We start from the raw sequence: 15,748 nt of genomic DNA on the forward strand, positions 1-15,748 counted from the left end.
CGACACAGCCCGGGGCGGGGGCTTTCCGCCGTGCGGGGAGAAGTCCGTGGCGCGCCTCATGCGGTGTCGCACGGCGGAGCCGCGTCCGCCGCCTGGCTTCTCGCCCACGTCCACCCCCGTGCGATCAAGTCGAAGCAGTTCTCGGCGTGCGATTGCCGGGCGCCGCGAGGACGGCGTTCCGTACCGACGTGCCCTTCGCGGCGCATTCCGCTGCGGGCGGCCGGTTCCGGCCCGCCGCGGACGGCGTGTTGTCCCGGACGGTTCCGGCAGGTGCACCGCGCTCCCGCCGGCTTCAGCCGCTCTCGTTGAACCGCACGATCTCCCCGAGGGTCTTCTCCAGCCGGAGTTCGTCCGTGTCGGAGACGATCGCCTGTCCGACACGGCCGTAGGGCCCCACCGGCGCGCCGGGGGACGAGTCGTATTCGATCTCGTCGAAAGCGAAGTTGCGCTCGAAGTCCTCTTGGGTCAGGGTGCCGGCCTTGGGGCGCCGCAGAAGGAGGAAGCCGTAGAAGCGGTCCGGGGCCTCGGATTCCAGGGGCTGTGTCAGCTCTTCCCCGAGAGCAAGGCTGATTTCGACGTCGAGGAGATCGACGCCGAAAGTCAGTTCATTGACCTTGGGGGAGAGCGCCCCGGGAAGTCGCATGGCGCACTCCCCGAAGGTCAGTCCGGCCTCTTCCGCGAACGCTTCCAGATGGAAGACGCAATCGGGTGCTTCGAGGCCGAAGAGCGCTTGCTCGACGAGTGTGGTCGCCTCCTCGAAGAGCGCCGGATGCCGCCTTCTGTCCAGGACGTGCGCGGCCAGGATGCCGCCCTGCACGGCGCCGAGCGGTGAGAGCTGGTAGCGGCCTATGGACGACCATCGCAGCGCGCCGTCCTGCCAGACACCGTCCACATAGATTTCCGGGGCATCGATGAAGGACTCGGCGACGACCTCGACATCCGACTGGACGGAGAGCGGTCGCAGGGCGCGCGCGTACTCGTCCGGGGACCGCACGATGCTCGTACGGAGGGAGCCGGCTCCGGTGGCCGGTTTGACGACGAACACCTCCCCCAGTTCCCGGGCCAGTTCCGCGAATGTCGTGTCTTTCGTCGCGTACCGGCAGCGTGCCCGGCGGATGTGGGGCGGCAGTTTGCTCTTCTGCAGATATTTGTCCCGGAAGCAGAGAGTCGCTTGCGGGTCGCTGTGTCCGGGCAGCTTCAACTCCCTGCGCAGGTAGGCCGCACCGAACACACCCATTTCGTGGACGGTGAGAACCCCGGCCACCTCGCCGATACGCGCGGCGAGTACGGCCCGCAGGATTTCCTGGGCGTTCTCCATGTCGGTGACACGGGAGAACCTGCGTCCTTTCGGCTCGCCCATGGAGGACTGCACGAGGTAGTAGGGTTCCAGGCCTCGCCGTTGCAGTGCGCGGTCGAGATCTTCCCGGTATCCGATAACGATCACTGTCGGCATCATCGTCTCCCCGTTTACGGCACACCGGAACGCGCAAGAAGTTCGTGTGCCGTACTACTGCCGCCGGCGTGATGATTCGGGTGCTCAGCGCGGCGGATAAACGCTTCCTCGCGGGCACGTGTCCCACCCGGCCGGAACCACGTCGATTGCCAGGCGATGTTTTCTTTCCCCTGCGGCCCGCACCGCCGCATCGTGTCACACGGGACCCGGCGATGGGGATATGCGCATTCATGATCCTTTACAGCAGAGGATGTGACATGGATCACAGCTTGGAGTTCACGGCGAGCGGGCAGAAAAAATCTTCACGGCATCCGGCCCGCAGGAACTCTCGCACCCTTTCTGCTCGCGCCTCATAGCTCCTCGCACACCCGGCGGTACGAATCGTCACCAGCCGCGAAGGGCGAGCCTTTCGGCAGACCCCGACAAACGAGCCCGTACGGAGCGACGCGGGGAATGCGGGACCGGTCGAGCGATTCGCCCACCCGGGCTCGTGGCGCACGGGGCTTTTCAGGCACCGCCGTGCAGCAACGCAGGGGCGAGGGGGTGGCGTTCGGACGGGGACTCAGTGGCGTCTCGGAAGCCGGGCGTACGCCCGTTGGCGGCGGGCCGGCTCCGCCCGCACGGAGGGGCTCATGCCCGGGTGTGCCCGTTCGCGCGGAAGCCTTGACGTTGGTCCATACCTTCGGCACGGTGCTGTGCCGTGAGAGCGCTCACCCACCCCCCACTACTAAGGAGCGCGTCGCCATGTTCCCTGCGGGCAGGAGACACCGTCGAACACGTGCGGCCGCGGTGGCCGCGGCACTGACCACCCTGGGCGCGCTGGCGCTGCCCACGGCGCGGGCCGACGAGGCACCGGCGTCCCGGCGTGCGCCCTCCACCGACGAGGCGCGGGTGACACAGAAGGTGTGGCGGACCGACTTCGACGGTGCCGCCGGCTCCCCGCCCTCGGGTGACGACTGGATCATCGACACGGGCACCGGCTATCCCGGCGGCCCGCCCAACTGGGGCACCGGCGAGGTGCAGACCTACACCGACCGGCCGGAGAACGTCCAGCTGGACGGCGCCGGCCACTTGAAGATCACGGCCCTCAAACAGGGCGACGCCTGGACCTCGGCCCGCATCGAGACCCGGCGGACGGACTTCGCCGCGCCCGAGGGCGGAAAGCTGCGGATCTCCGCGAGCCTCAAGCTGCCGGAGGTCTCCGGTGACGGTGCGCTGGGCTACTGGCCGGCCTTCTGGACACTGGGGGCCGACTACCGGGGCAACTACCAGAACTGGCCCGGCGTGGGCGAGTTCGACATCATGGAGAACGTCAACGGCCAGGGCGCCGCACACGGCGTCCTCCACTGCGGCGTGAACCCCGGCGGTCCCTGCGACGAGACCCAGGGCATCGGCAACAGCGCCCCGTGCGGCGGCACCTGCCAGGGCGGCTACCACGAGTTCGCCCTCGAACTCGACCGCACGGGCGCGAACGAGGAGCTGCGCTGGTACCAGGACGGCCGGCTCTTCCACACCGTCCGGCAGTCCGACATGGACGCCGCCACCTGGCAGAAGGCCACCGACCACGGCCACTTCGTCCTGCTCAACCTGGCGATGGGCGGGGCGTTCCCGGACGGCGTCGCCGGCCGGCCGACGCCCACCGCCGCCACCGCGTCCGGCGGCTCCCTCCTCGTCGACCACGTCGCCGTCGAGGTCACCCGGCCGGCGGCCTGACGAGCCCGCCCGCGGGGCGTGGCCCGACACGCCCCGCGGGTTTCGCACCCGGTGGGACTGTGCCCGTGCGCGGTGCGGCTGGTGCTCACCGAGCGGGGACCGGCCTGTCCCCCGGTCGGTGCGCGGTCTCCTCGGTGAAGGGCGCCACGGCCGGCGCGGCGAGAAGGCGGCCGGCGGGGCCGGCGGCCCGCGTCGTGTCCGGGTGGGCAACCGGCGCATCCCGCCCTGCCGGCCCCGCGGCCGCGTCACGCCGGGGTGGACCGGCGCCGCGTCACCCCGGGGTGGACCGGCGCCGCGTCGCGGCCGCGGGGCCGGCAAGGCCGGGCACGCGCTGCTCGGCCAGCAGGCCGGTCAGCTCCGTCGTGCCGGGTGCGGCGGTCAGTAGCGCGCCGCCGTCGAGCCGGACGTGCCACGGTCCCGGGGAGCGCGCGGTCTCCACCCGGATGTGCCGTCCCTCGCGGCGGGTGCGGAAGACCGTGTCGGGTCCGCCGTCGGGCGCCGGGACGCACGTCGTCACGGTCTCGCCGTCCACGGGCGCGTGCACCCGCAAAGTCACCCCGTGCGCCCAGTCGTAGACGGCGGTGTCGTCCCGTGCCCCGAACGGGATCACCGAACCGGGCCGGGCCAGGAGCGGGAGGCTGTCGAAGCCGTACCGCTCGCGGCGCCAGCCCGGTCCGCGTACCCGCTCACCGGAGAGCAGGTGCGTCCACTCCCCGTCCGGCAGGTAGTACTCGACGGTGCCGTCGGCGGCGAGGACGGGGGCCACCAGGAGGTCGTCGCCGAGCATGTACTGCCGGTCCAGGGTGTGGCAGGCGGGGTCCTCGGGGAACTCCAGCAGCATCGCGCGCAGCACGGGCGTGCCGTGCTCGGCGGCCTGCCGGGCCGCGCGGTAGAGGTACGGCATCAGCCGCAGCTTGAGGCGGGTGAAGGCGCGGGTGACGGCGACGGCCTCCTCGTCGAAGTTCCACGGCACCCGGTAGGAGCTGCTGCCGTGCAGGCGGCTGTGCGAGGAGAGCAGGCCGAACGGCACCCAGCGTTTGAAGACCTCCGGGGCGGGGGTGCCCTCGAAGCCGCCGATGTCGTGGCTCCAGAAGCCGAACCCGCACAGGCCCAGCGACAGTCCGCCGCGCAGCGACTCGGCCATCGCGCCGAAGGTGGACTCGCAGTCCCCGCCCCAGTGGACCGGGAACCGCTGGCCGCCGGCGGTGGCGGAGCGGGCGAAGAGCACGGCGTCGCCGCTCCCCCGCTCCTCGGCCAGGGTCGTGAAGACGGTCCGGTTGTACAGGTGGGTGTAGTGGTTGTGCATCCGCGACGGGTCGGAGCCGTCGTGCCAGACGACATCGGTGGGGACGCGTTCCCCGAAGTCGGTCTTGAAGCAGTCGACGCCCTGGCCTAGCAGGGCCCGCAGCTTGTCCGCGTACCACCGGCACGCGCCGGGGCTGGTGAAGTCGACCAGCGCCATGCCGGCCTGCCACATGTCCCACTGCCACACGCTCCCGTCGGGCCTGCGGACGAGGTGGCCCAGCCGTGCGGCCTCCTCGAACAGCGGCGACTTCTGGGCGATGTAGGGGTTGATCCACACGCAGACGCGCAGCCCGTGCTCCTCCTTGAGCCGCCGGAGCATGCCCTCGGGGTCGGGGAAGACGTCGGGGTCCCAGGTGAAGTCGCACCACTGGTAGGCGCGCATCCAGAAGCAGTCGAAGTGGAAGACGCCGAGCGGGATATCGCGTTCGGCCATGCCGCGGACGAAGCGCCCGACGGTCTCCTCGTCGTAGGACGTGGTGAACGACGTGGACAGCCACAGGCCGAACGACCAGGGCGGGGGCAGGGCGGGGCGGCCGGTCAGGGCCGTGTAGCGGTCGAGGACCGTCTTGGGCTCGGGGCCGTGGACGACGTAGTACTCCAGTGTCTGGTCCTCGACGCTGAACTGGACCTGGCCGACGGCCTCGGAACCGACCTCGTAGGAGACGCGCCCGGGGTGGTTGACGAAGACGCCGTAGCCGCGGTTGGTGAGGTGGAACGGCACGTTCTTGTACGCCTGTTCGCTGGCGGTGCCGCCGTCGGCCTGCCACAGGTCGATGCTCTGCCCGTTGCGTGTGAACGGGGTGAACCGCTCCCCCAGCCCGTAGACGAGTTCGCCCACGCCGAGGGAGAGCTGGGCGAGGGAGTGGTGGGCGCCGTCGGCAGTGGTGGCGAAGCCGGTGCCCCTGGACCCGACGGAGGTGAGAGCACGGCCGTCGGCGGTGAAGTCGAGCCGGTAGGGGGCCGACGTGTCCACACGCAACGACAGCCGCCCGCTGGACAGTTCGAGCCGCGATCCGTCGCGGGTGACGGTCCCGGCCGAGGCGCCGTCCGGTCCGGTACCGGTGCGCAGCGCGAAGCGGGGCCCCCGGCCGGGCGTCCCGGCGTGGTGGGTGGCACGCACCCCGATGACGCCTTCGGCGGGCGAGAAGCACTCGACGGTGAGCAGCGGCCCGTTGAGGGTCTCGCCCCGGTGCCGGACACGGCGTACGGGGGCGTAGAGGGTGAAGCGGTCGTCGGTGACACGGGTGTCGGCGATCTCGGCGGCGTAGGACGCCTCGACGCCCTCGCGCATCAGCCAGTAGCCGTCGGTGAACTTCATCGGGAGAACACGCCTCACTCGCTGCGGGGGCCGGCCCTGCGACGGGCCTGGGACGAAGAGCCTGACCAAGACCTGGAACGGTGGCCTCGGCGAAGACTCGGGGCGGAGAGCTGGGTACGAGATCCGGGTCGGAGCGGCCTATTTGACGGAACCGCCGGCGATTCCGGCGGCGATGTACTTCTGCGCGACGACCAGCAGCACCGCGGCGGGCACGGCGGACAGCACGGCTGTGGCCATCACGGCGCCCCAGTCGCTGACGTGGGCGCCGACGAACTGGTAGATGCCGAGGGTGACCGGTCGGACGTCGTCGGTGGTGTTGAGGGTGAGGGCGAACATGAAGTCCGACCAGGCGAACAGGAACGTGAACAGCCCTGCGGTGATGAGGGCGTTGCGGCACATCGGCAGCACCACGCGGACGAACGCGGTGAACCGGTTGGCGCCGTCGACCAGGGCGGCCTCCACGATCTCGCCGGGGAGGGAGACCATGAAGGCGCGCAGCAGCACGATGGAGAACGGCAGGCCCAGCGAGGCGTCGGCCAGGATGAGGCCGAGCCAGGAGTTGACCAGTCCCAGCTCCGCGTAGGCGCTGTAGAGGGCGTTGGCGATGACGATGCCCGGCACCATCTGGGTGATGAGCGTGGTGAAGACGACGGCACGGCCGCCCCGCAGTCCCGAGCGGGCCAGCCCGTAGGCGGCCGGAGCGGCCAGCGTGAGGCAGACCAGGACCGCGCCCAGGGCGACGGTGAGGCTGGTGAGCAGGGAGCGGCCCTGGCTCTCCAGCGCGGCGCGGAAGCTGTCGAGTCCGGGAGAGGCCGGGAACCACCGCACGTCGATGCCCGCGGACGGCTGCAGCGCGGTGACCAGCATCCAGAAGAGGGGAAACAGCAGGACGGCCAGGATCAGCAGCGCGGCGGCGGTGTTCCGGGCGCCGCGCAGCCGGCGGACGGTCGTCGGGGCCACGGGATCACTTCCCCTTGCCGAGGTCGGTGCGGTCGGCCCGGTCGGCGCGGTCCGCGCGCAGGTAGAGGACGGCGAAGACCGCGCTGATGAGGATCAGGACGTTGCCGACGACGGCGCCCCGGCCGAAGTCGAGCCGCAGGAAGGACATCTGGTAGGTGACGGTGCCCAGGGTCTGGGTGGCGTCGGCGGGACCGCCCGCGGTGAGGGCGAGGATCAGATCGAGAATCTTGACCGTGGACATGAATCCGAGGACGAGGACCACGGTGATGACGGGCCGCAGCATCGGCAGGGTGACGCTGCGGAACGTCCGCCATGCCGACGCCCCGTCCAGCGAGGCCGCCTCGTACAGCTCGCGCGGTATCTCCTGGAGGCCGCCGTACAGGATGACCATGTTGAACGGGATGCCGATCCAGATGTTGACCAGCACCGCCGACAGCAGTGCCACGCTCGGGCTGCTCAGCCACGGCACTCCGCCGTCGGTCAGCCCGAGGGCGCGCAGTGCCGCGTTGAGGACCCCGTGCTCCTGGTCGAGGACGCGCCGCCACACGACGGAGGCCACCACCATGGGCACCAGCCAGGGCAGCAGCAGGACGGCCCGGACGATCCCGGAGAGCGGGAAGCGGCGCGCGAAGAAGACCGCGAGGGCGAGCCCGAGGGTGAACTGGCCCAGCAGTGAGCCGGCCGTGAACAGCGCCGTGTGCCACAGCGCGTCGGTGAAGAGCGGATCTGCCAGGACGGCACGCCAGTTGTCGAGGCCGGTGAAGGGCGCCTCGCCGGTGAAGTAGGTGGCAGGCGTGTAGCGCTGGAAGCTCATCAGCACGTTGCGGACGAGCGGGTAGCCGAAGAAGGCCGCCATGTAGACGAGGGCGGGGGCGACGAACAGCCAGCGCAGCAGCGTCGCGCGGTGCCGGCGGCCACGCGCGGGCGCACCCGTGAGGACAAGTGCGCCGGCGCGTGGCGATGCGCCGGCGGACGGAGAGGGAACGGCGGTGCTCATGGCGGCTCCTCACTCCCCTCCGGTGGCCTGCCGCTGGGCGCGGCGCAGGGCGGTTTCCGGGCTGCCGCGGCCGGTCAGCACGGTCTGGAACGCGCCCGCGAGGGCGTCGCTCACGGCGGGCCACCGGGTGCCGACCCGCGCGGTACGGGAGCGGGCGGTGGTCACCAGGTCGGCGAAGGGTGCGAGCTTCGGGTTCTGGCCGGCGTAGCGGCGGGCCGCCGCGGTACGGCTGGGGACGTTGTTGACGGCCTCCGACCAGGCGAGCTGGTTCGAGGGGCTGTTGAGGCAGGTGAGGATCTTCGCGGCGTTCCTCCGGCGCCCCTCGTCGCCGCTCCCGGGGACGGTCATGACGGTGCCGCCGATGGGCGCCACGGCCGCTGTTCCCCGGTGCGGGACCGGGAGGGAGGCCACGGCCCAGTCCACCTTCCGCTGCGCCTCCAGCGCGGGGACCTGCCACGGGCCGTTGATCATCATGGCGGCGCGGCCCGCGACGAACTGGTCGTTGACGTCCTGCTGGTTCCAGTTGACGACGGCCTTGGAGACCGACCCGTCATCCACCAGCTCCTTCCACAGCCGCAGCGCCGCCCGTCCCCCGCCCCCGCCCCCGTCTTCGCCTCCGTCGAGCCGGGCCTCGTTCCCGCCGGCCGACCAGAAGAACGGGAGGAACTGGTAGACGCCGTCGGCGTCGGGGCTCGCGCTGAAGGCCAGGCCGTAGCTGCCGCCGCCGGTCAGCTTCCTGGCGGCCGTCCGCAGCTCCCGCCAGGTGCGCGGCGGTCCGACACCCGCCTTCTCCAGCTTGTCCGGGTCGTAGTACAGCGCCAGGGAGTTGACGGCGCGGGCGATCCCGTAGCGGGTGCCCCGGTAGGAACCGAGGGAGACGGCACCGCGGGAGAAGCCCGATGTGGTGACGGCGAGTTCGGCCAGCGGCCGCAGCCCGCCGGTCTCCGCGAACTGCGGCAGCTCGGAGCCGTCGAGTTCGAGGATGTCGGTCAGCGAGTGCGAGGAGGCCATCCGCAGTGCCTTGGAGGCCACCTGGTCGGCGGGGACGCTGAGCTGTTCGACCCGCAGGCCGAGCGGACGGGCACAGCGGTCGAAGAACTTCTGGTTCTTGGTGTGCTCGGCGGTGTCCGTCGCCGAGTTGAGCACCGTCACGGTCCCGGGGTCGGGTGCGGGGGCGCATCCGGGCAGCGCGAGCGCGGCCGTCGCCGTCGCCGCTACCACGGCGAGCACCCGCGGGGCCGGTCGGAACCGCGCGCCGCCGCCCGGTGCGGGGCGTCTTCGCGCGGTGGCCGGGTGGGCGGTGCCGGGGCTGTGACCTCTGCCGGGCGGTGGCACCGCCGGGCGCCGGGCGGGCGAACGGCGGCGGGGAACGCGCTGTCGGTCCACTGCGGACTCCTCCGGGTCGAAGCGCTTCGATGACGGGCGTGTGCGGGTGCGCCGCGCCGCCGGGGGTCAGGGCACGGGGCGCGGGACGGTGCTGGCCCGCTCGGTCAGCCGGGGCGCCAGCCAGGTGGCCTCGGGCACCTTCCGGCCGGCCAGCTTGGCCATGAGCAGCCCGACCGCCCGCGCTCCCACCTCGGCGGCGGGTATGGCGACGGAGGTGAGGGGTATCGCGGCGGACTCGGCCAGCTCGTCGGGGCACACCGCCACCACGGACAGGTCCTCGGGAACGCGCATCCCGCACCGCTGGAACGCCTCCATCAGCGGGGGAAGCGCGGACTCGTTGTGCACGACCACCCCGGTCAGGTCCGGGTGTTCGCGCAGCAGCGCGTCGACCGTCTCCCGCGCGGCCTCCCCGCCCGGCTCGCAGGCACGGACCGTCGAGACCATGCCGAAGCGGCGGGCGGCGGCGGTGAAGCCGGCCGCTGTCCGGCGGGCGAAACCGGTGCCGCGCGCGTACACCTCGGGCGGCGACCCCAGCAAGGCCACGCAGCGGTGCCCGAGCTGGGCGAGGTGCGAGACGCAGACCTCGCCCGTCGCCGTGAAGTCCAGATCGAGGCACGTCAGACCGGCCGCCTCGGCGGGGAAGCCGATGAGCACGGAGGGCAGCGCGAAGGAGCGCAGCAACGGTGCGCGCTCGTCGTCCAGTTGGACGTCCATCACGATCAGCGCGTCGACGAGCGCGCTGTCGGCCACCCGCCGCAGTCCGTCCACGCCCTCCTCCTGGGTGAGCAGCAGGACGTCGTGGTCGTGGGTGCGCGCGGTCGTCACCACGGAAGCGGCGAACCGCATCTGCACGGGCATGTGGATGCCGCTGCGCAGGGGCATCACCAGCGCCAGCACGTTGGAGCGGCTGCTGGCCAGCGCCCGCGCCCCGGCGTGCGGGCGGTAGCCCAGCTCGCGGATGCTGCGCTCGACCCGCTGACGGGTCGCCGCCGAGATGGAGCGCTTGCCGCTGAGCACGTAGGACACGGTGCTCGGCGAGACGTCCGCGTGCCGTGCCACATCGGTGATCTTGACCAACGGCCTCTCCTGTCGCCGTGTCATCCGGTGCGGCGGACGACATCCGAACGCGAGCGGGTGTCCCGGACGGGGCCTCCCCGGTCCGGGGTGGCGGCTTTGTCGAATCCGTTCGACGCGTCCGTCGAAGCGATTCGGGTGCGGGACCGTAAGGCCGGGTCACGGCCATGTCAATGGCCCCTGCGCATCGCCCCGGCCGAAGCGGGCCACCACCGGGCCCGCCCCGCCCCGCCCCGCCGGGCCGGTGCCGCTCAGCCGTCGCCGCCGACCGTGCCCGCCTCCCGGCCGCTCCCGGCCGGCTCCCGCCCGGCCGGTGCCGCGGCGGCCGGCTCCCGCCCCGGGTCCGGTACGAACGCGTAGGCGAGGGCGGAACCGGCGATGCCGACGGCCGCGGCGGCGGTCAGCACCAGGTCGAGCCTGTGGGACATCGAGGCACCGCCGTGCTGGAAGAGCACGCCGAACACCGCGACGCCGAGGGTCTGTCCGAGCTGCCGGAAGGTCGTCATGGCACCGGCGGCCATCCCCGTCCGCTCGGGAGGGAGCGCCGCGAAGACCGCGGCCCCCATGGCCGGCGCCGTCAGTCCCACGCCGATGCCGGTGACGGCCAGTCCGGCGGCGAGCGAGCCCGCGGACGCGTCCGTGTGCGAAGCCGCCTCCAGGGCGCTGCCGATCCCGCAGAGCAGCAGGCCGGTGCCCAGGACCAGGCGCGGGGACTTCCCGTGCAGCCCCCGCCCGCAGGCCAAGGAGGTGACAAAGGAGGCCAGGGCCAGCGGCATGAGGGCCAGCCCGGCGCGCACCGGGCCCAGGCCGAGTCCGGACTGCAGCCACACCGAGGTGTGGACGAGCGCGGCGAAGGCGGCCGTGGAGGCGACGACGCACATCATCACGGCCGAGAAGGAGGCGCGGCAGAACAGCCGGACGTCCAGCAGCGGGGCGTCGCCGCGCAGTTCGAGGCGGACGAAGACGACCACGGCGACGGCACCCGTCACCAGCAGGGCCTGCACCCGGTGCGTGGGCCCCTCCTCGCCGGCCAGGGTGAGGGCATAGGTGAGCGACCCGGCGCACACGGCGAAGGCGAGCACGCCCGGCAGGTCGACGCGCTTCCCGGTGCCCCGCCCTCCCGGTTCCAGGACCCGCAGGGACAGCGCGGCGGTGACCGCGACCAGGGGAAGGTTGAGGAGGAAGACCGCCTGCCAGCCGAGACACTGGGTGAGGATGCCGCCGAGCATCGGCCCCGCCGCGGCCGCGAGGCCGGTCACCGCTGCGAAGACGCCCATCGCCCGGCCCATGTCCGGCCCCCGGTAGACGGAGCCGGTCAGGGCGAACGCCGTCACGGCCATGGCCGCCCCGCCGACTCCCTGCACCCCGCGGGCCGCGACCAGTACGCCCACACCGGGAGCCAGGCCGCAGGCCAGGGAGGCGAGGCCGAAGACGGCCAGGCCGGCCACGTACACCGTGCGCGCGCCGAACCGGTCCACCAGCGTGCCCGCCGTGAGCATCAGCGCGGCCAGCACCAGCGTGTAGATGTTGGCCACCCACTCCAGGGCGGGGAGCGAGGCGGACAGGTCCGTCCCGATGCGGGGCAGGGCGACGGACAGCACGGTGGTGTCGAGCAGGAACATGAAGGTACCGAGACAGACGGCCACCAGGGGCCACCACTTGCGCATGAGAGTTTCCTCCGTGGAGTTTCCGGACGCTCCACACGGTCCGGAACGGTCCCGGTCCTCGCCATCCAGCCCGGCGACCGCAGCGGATACTGGCACACTGGCACCCCATGAAGACGAATACCGTCACGCTGGACGAGGTCGACCAGGGCCTGGTGCACGCCTTGCGGATCGACGGCCGGGCCCCGCTCCGCCTCCTCGGCGCCGTCCTCGGCGTCTCCGAGAACACCGTCGCCCGCCGCTACCGCCGGCTGCGCACCTCCGGCGTCCTCCGGGTGGTCGGCACCCTCAACGGCGTCCGCCTGGGGTACCAGGCATGGACCATCCGGCTGCGGTGCACCCCGGACGCGGCCACCTCCCTGGCCAAGGCCCTCGCCGCCCGCTCCGACACCTCGTACGTCTACCTGCTCTCCGGCGGCACCGAGATCTCGTGCAGCGTCCAGACCCCCACGGCGGACGAGAGCGAGGCGCTGCTGCTGCACAAGCCGCCCAGGACCGGCCGCATCACGTCCGTCTCCGCGCACCTGCTGCTCGGCCACCACGCACTGCCCAGCACCTGGGCGGGACCCGCCCGCCTCACCCCGGAGCAGACGGCGCTCCTGACGCCGCCGGGCACCGGCGGCGGCCCCGGGAACCACGCGGACAGCCACCAGAGGGGCGACAGCGGGGGCGAGGTCACCCTCGCCCCCGCGGACCGGCCGCTCTTCGACGTTCTGGCCCGGGACGGAAGAGCGAGCCACACCGAACTCGCCGCCGCGACCGGATGGTCGGAGTCGACCGTGCGACGGAGGCTCACCGCCCTGCGCCGGTCGGGCGTGCTGACCTTCCTCGTCGACATCCCGCCGTCCGCGCTCGGTTTCCACTCCGAGGCCCGCCTGTGGATGTCGGTACAGCCCTCCCGGCTCACCGCCGTGGCCTCCGCGCTGGCCCGCCATCCCGAAGTCTCGCTGGTGGCCCAGACCACCGGCCCGACCAACCTCCTCGCGGCCGTCAACTGCCGCGACTCCCTCGACCTGGCGCGGTACCTGACCGAGAGCATCGCCTCGCTGGAGGCGATCCACACCATGGAGACGGCCCCCGTCATCCGCACGGTGAAACGGGCCGGCGCCCTGCTGCCGACGGAACGCTGAGCCCCTCGGCGGCGGACCGGGCGCGGAACGGGACGGTCACGGCGCGGGACGGGCACGCAACGGGACGGTAACGGCGCGGGACGGGCAGGGGGTACGCCCGGCTTCCGGGGCAGCGGCGCGCGGGTCGCACCGCGCGGGCGCACTGTGCGATACCCCACACCCGCCCGAGCTTCCGCGCGCCAAGAAGACCTCGACGGATGGCAACGCCCTTGCGCCGCCGCATGGTTGCGCGTTCAGCAGGGGGTGGGGTCGGCACGGGACCCCGTCTCCTCCCCCTGGCCGCGGGCCTGGACACTCAGCCGGTCCCGCAGAATTCACAACGGAGCGTACATCCCTGCGCGCCTCGGAACGATCATGCATGGCGAAGTGATCATGCATGCAGAAAGCACCACGCCCATGCCCCCCATATCCCGAGCCGGCACCGGCCGGCGGCGCCACGGCCCACTGACCGCCGCACTGTGCGCCCTCGGCCTGCTGGCCGGACTGACCGGCTGCGCCCACGTCGAGCCCACCGACCGGCGCGGAACCCGGCAGGCCGGCGCGCCCCACCAGGCCGCTCCCGTCCCCACCGGCACCTGGGCCGGCGCCGGCGGCCGGGTCCGCACGGCCGAGTCCGTACTGCAGATCGTCGCGCACCCGGACGACGACCTGTACTTCATCAACCCGGAGACCGCCCAGTCGCTCCGCTCGGGCCGGCCGCTGACCACGGTGTATCTGACCTCCGGCGAGTCCGACGGCGTCAACGCCCCGCGCCGCCAGGTACCGGGTGCCGCGGCACCGGCCCGCAAGCCGGGCGACCGGGGCGACAAAGCGGTGTACGCAGAGGCCCGGCAGAACGGCATACGCGCCGCCTACGCCGAGATGGCCACCGGCGACCGCGCCACCCCCTGGAAGCGCACCGTCCTGCACACGGCGGGCGGCGGCCGGGCCGAGCTGGACACCCTGGAGGGGCACCCGCACATCCGCCTGGTGTGGGACCTGCTCCACGAGGCCGGGACCCTCACCGGCGACCGTCCGCACAGCCTCTACGGCCTGTGGAAGGGCGAGACGTCCCGACTGGGCTCGCAGCTGACGTCCGCGGGTCCGGTCACCCGCGGCTTCCACGTCACGCGCGGCGCGCTCGTGGACACCCTCGTCGGCCACCTGCGCCGCTTCCGGCCGACACAGATCCGGATGCAGGACCCCACACCCGGCCGGCTCGACCGCGGCGGCGCCTACGCCGACCACCAGGACCACTTCGCGGGCGCCCGGTTCGTGCAGGAGGCCCTGGCCCGGTACGGGGACGAGGCGGCCCGCGGCAGGGTGCCGCACTTCACGGTCGCCACCTACCTCGGCTACTTCAACGGCGGTCTGCCGCCCGTACTCGGCCGCAGAACGGCGGAGAACAAGCTCCGCACCCTGGACACCTACGCGTGGACCGACCGCGCCGAGCGGCCCTGCGCGTTCGCGGCCGGCTGCGGCGATCTGAAGATGGTGCCGCGCCGGCAGCACCACGGCTGGTCGCACGGCATACGGCACACCGGCGGGGACTCCGTCTCCTGGCTGCGGGCCGGTGCGGACGGCGCGCTGTGGGCGTACGGGGTCCTGGACGGCCGGATCGCCGTCCGCCACCGCCCGCCCGGCGCGCACGCCCGCTGGAGCGCCCCCGTCCTGCTGCCGGACAAAGGCATCGATCCCACGCTCACCGCCGTCGGCCTGCCCGACGGACGTACCGCGCTCCTCGGCACCCGTACCGTCACCGAGGACGGCCCCGGCGGCTACCGCAGGGAGGTCGGCTGGACCGTGCAGCGCCCCGGCGGCGCGGGGGCCGGCTCCCCCGCCGGATTCGGGCCCTGGCACTCCCTGGGCACCCCCGAGCCCGGCGACCTGGCGGGGCTCTCGGACATCAGCGCCCCGGCCGCCGCGGTCACCCCCGACGGCACCGTGACCGCCGTCGTCCGCACCTCCCGCCACCAGCTCGCCGCCCGCGTCCGGCAGCCGGACGGCACCTGGCTGCCGTGGCGGGCACTCGGCGGCACCGGGGTGCACGGCGACCCGGCCGCGGCTGTCGACGGCGGCGGCCGGCTGTTCGTCTTCGGTGCCACGGCGCGAACGGTGCTCGCCTGGACCCGGCCGGCTGCCGGCGGCCCGCTCTCGGGCCCGTCCGCGACCGGGCTGCCCGCCGTCACAGGCCCGCTCACGGTGCGCCGCGACGGCCACGACGCCGTACGCCTCCACATGCGCGCCCCCGGCTCCGGGCACGTGCTCACCGCCCGGATCGGCGCCGCCGGGCTCGGCACACCGGGCGGCCCGGTCCGCCCGGCGCGGGTCGCGGACCTGGGCGGGGCCGCCGGGTACGGCCCCGTCGCCGTCACCCGCCTCCCCGACGGCCGCACACTGCTCGCGGCCCGCGCGGAGAACGGCGACCTGCAGACCGCAGTCGTCGACGAGCGCCAGGACACGGCCGGTGGCGCCCCGCGCGCCGAGACGGTGGCCGCCCGTGTCCGGTGGAGCAGGACCGGCTTCCTGTGCGCCGGCGCCCCGGCGGGTGTCTCCGGCCCTCGCGACGGGGACGCCGATCTCGCCGTGGCGGGACTGGACGGCCACCTGTACTGGGCCCGCACGGGCGGGAGCGGCACCGTGGGCTGGAGCCGCGCCTGACGCCCGGGGGCGGGCGGCCTCTCAGCCCGCAGGGCGCCGGTGCGGTGCCTTACCCGGCGCGGCGGGCACGCCCCTGCCCCCTGTCCGCCAGGGCCCGGGTCCCCGGGG

Annotated in this window: 10 protein-coding genes; 3 read left to right on the forward strand and 7 right to left on the reverse strand. The window is 73.2% G+C overall.

Annotated elements, in window-relative coordinates:
* Nucleotides 1-292: 292 nt before the first annotated feature.
* Nucleotides 293-1,453 (reverse strand): ATP-grasp domain-containing protein, encoded by a 1,161-nt coding sequence (locus tag FM076_RS02035; RefSeq protein ID WP_173868232.1) that lies wholly within the window; start codon nt 1,451-1,453, stop codon nt 293-295.
* A gap of 789 nt (nt 1,454-2,242) precedes the next feature.
* On the opposite strand from FM076_RS02035, the gene FM076_RS02040 reads away from it, so the two are divergent.
* Entirely contained in the window at nt 2,243-3,166 is a 924-nt protein-coding gene (locus FM076_RS02040; protein ID WP_345944851.1) for a glycoside hydrolase family 16 protein, read from the forward strand.
* Nucleotides 3,167-3,437: 271 nt separating this feature from the next.
* On the opposite strand, the gene yicI is transcribed toward FM076_RS02040, so the two are convergent.
* The 6 genes from yicI to FM076_RS02070 all read right to left on the reverse strand — a co-directional run bounded on the left by yicI (nt 3,438) and on the right by FM076_RS02070 (nt 11,873).
* Nucleotides 3,438-5,789 (reverse strand): alpha-xylosidase, encoded by a 2,352-nt coding sequence (gene yicI, locus FM076_RS02045; RefSeq protein WP_173868234.1) that lies wholly within the window; start codon nt 5,787-5,789, stop codon nt 3,438-3,440.
* A gap of 138 nt (nt 5,790-5,927) precedes the next feature.
* Nucleotides 5,928-6,656, reverse strand: a complete 729-nt coding sequence (locus tag FM076_RS02050) for a carbohydrate ABC transporter permease (protein ID WP_202034953.1) — start codon at nt 6,654-6,656, stop codon at nt 5,928-5,930.
* A 97-nt stretch (nt 6,657-6,753) separates the two neighbouring features.
* Nucleotides 6,754-7,746 (reverse strand): carbohydrate ABC transporter permease, encoded by a 993-nt coding sequence (locus FM076_RS02055; RefSeq protein ID WP_173868236.1) that lies wholly within the window; start codon nt 7,744-7,746, stop codon nt 6,754-6,756.
* A gap of 9 nt (nt 7,747-7,755) precedes the next feature.
* Entirely contained in the window at nt 7,756-8,967 is a 1,212-nt protein-coding gene (locus FM076_RS02060; protein ID WP_345944852.1) for a sugar ABC transporter substrate-binding protein, read from the reverse strand.
* Between the two features lie 231 nt (nt 8,968-9,198).
* Entirely contained in the window at nt 9,199-10,209 is a 1,011-nt protein-coding gene (locus FM076_RS02065) for a LacI family DNA-binding transcriptional regulator (protein WP_173868237.1), read from the reverse strand.
* A 248-nt stretch (nt 10,210-10,457) separates the two neighbouring features.
* Nucleotides 10,458-11,873, reverse strand: a complete 1,416-nt coding sequence (locus tag FM076_RS02070) for an MFS transporter (RefSeq protein ID WP_173868238.1) — start codon at nt 11,871-11,873, stop codon at nt 10,458-10,460.
* Between the two features lie 107 nt (nt 11,874-11,980).
* Here FM076_RS02070 and FM076_RS02075 point away from each other — a divergent pair, with 107 nt between their 5' ends.
* Complete coding sequence (locus FM076_RS02075; protein ID WP_173868239.1) at nt 11,981-13,000, forward strand: Lrp/AsnC family transcriptional regulator; 1,020 nt, start codon at nt 11,981-11,983, stop codon at nt 12,998-13,000.
* A 396-nt stretch (nt 13,001-13,396) separates the two neighbouring features.
* A complete protein-coding gene (locus FM076_RS02080) occupies nt 13,397-15,640 on the forward strand; it encodes a PIG-L family deacetylase (protein WP_173868240.1) in 2,244 nt (747 codons plus the stop codon).
* Nucleotides 15,641-15,748 lie beyond the last annotated feature (108 nt).

The organism is Streptomyces albus subsp. chlorinus (genome assembly GCF_013302895.1).
GTDB lineage: Bacteria > Actinomycetota > Actinomycetes > Streptomycetales > Streptomycetaceae > Streptomyces > Streptomyces chlorinus.

Bases quoted from the DNA above. Each gene is read 5' to 3' on its own strand.
- FM076_RS02080 (WP_173868240.1), top strand. From the start codon at position 13,397: ATGCCCCCCATATCCCGAGCCGGCACCGGCCGGCGGCGCCACGGCCCA.
- FM076_RS02055 (WP_173868236.1), bottom strand. From the start codon at position 7,746: ATGAGCACCGCCGTTCCCTCTCCGTCCGCCGGCGCATCGCCACGCGCC.
- yicI (WP_173868234.1), bottom strand. From the start codon at position 5,789: ATGAAGTTCACCGACGGCTACTGGCTGATGCGCGAGGGCGTCGAGGCG.
- FM076_RS02075 (WP_173868239.1), top strand. From the start codon at position 11,981: ATGAAGACGAATACCGTCACGCTGGACGAGGTCGACCAGGGCCTGGTG.
- FM076_RS02070 (WP_173868238.1), bottom strand. From the start codon at position 11,873: ATGCGCAAGTGGTGGCCCCTGGTGGCCGTCTGTCTCGGTACCTTCATG.
- FM076_RS02035 (WP_173868232.1), bottom strand. From the start codon at position 1,453: ATGCCGACAGTGATCGTTATCGGATACCGGGAAGATCTCGACCGCGCA.
- FM076_RS02050 (WP_202034953.1), bottom strand. From the start codon at position 6,656: ATGCTGGTCACCGCGCTGCAGCCGTCCGCGGGCATCGACGTGCGGTGG.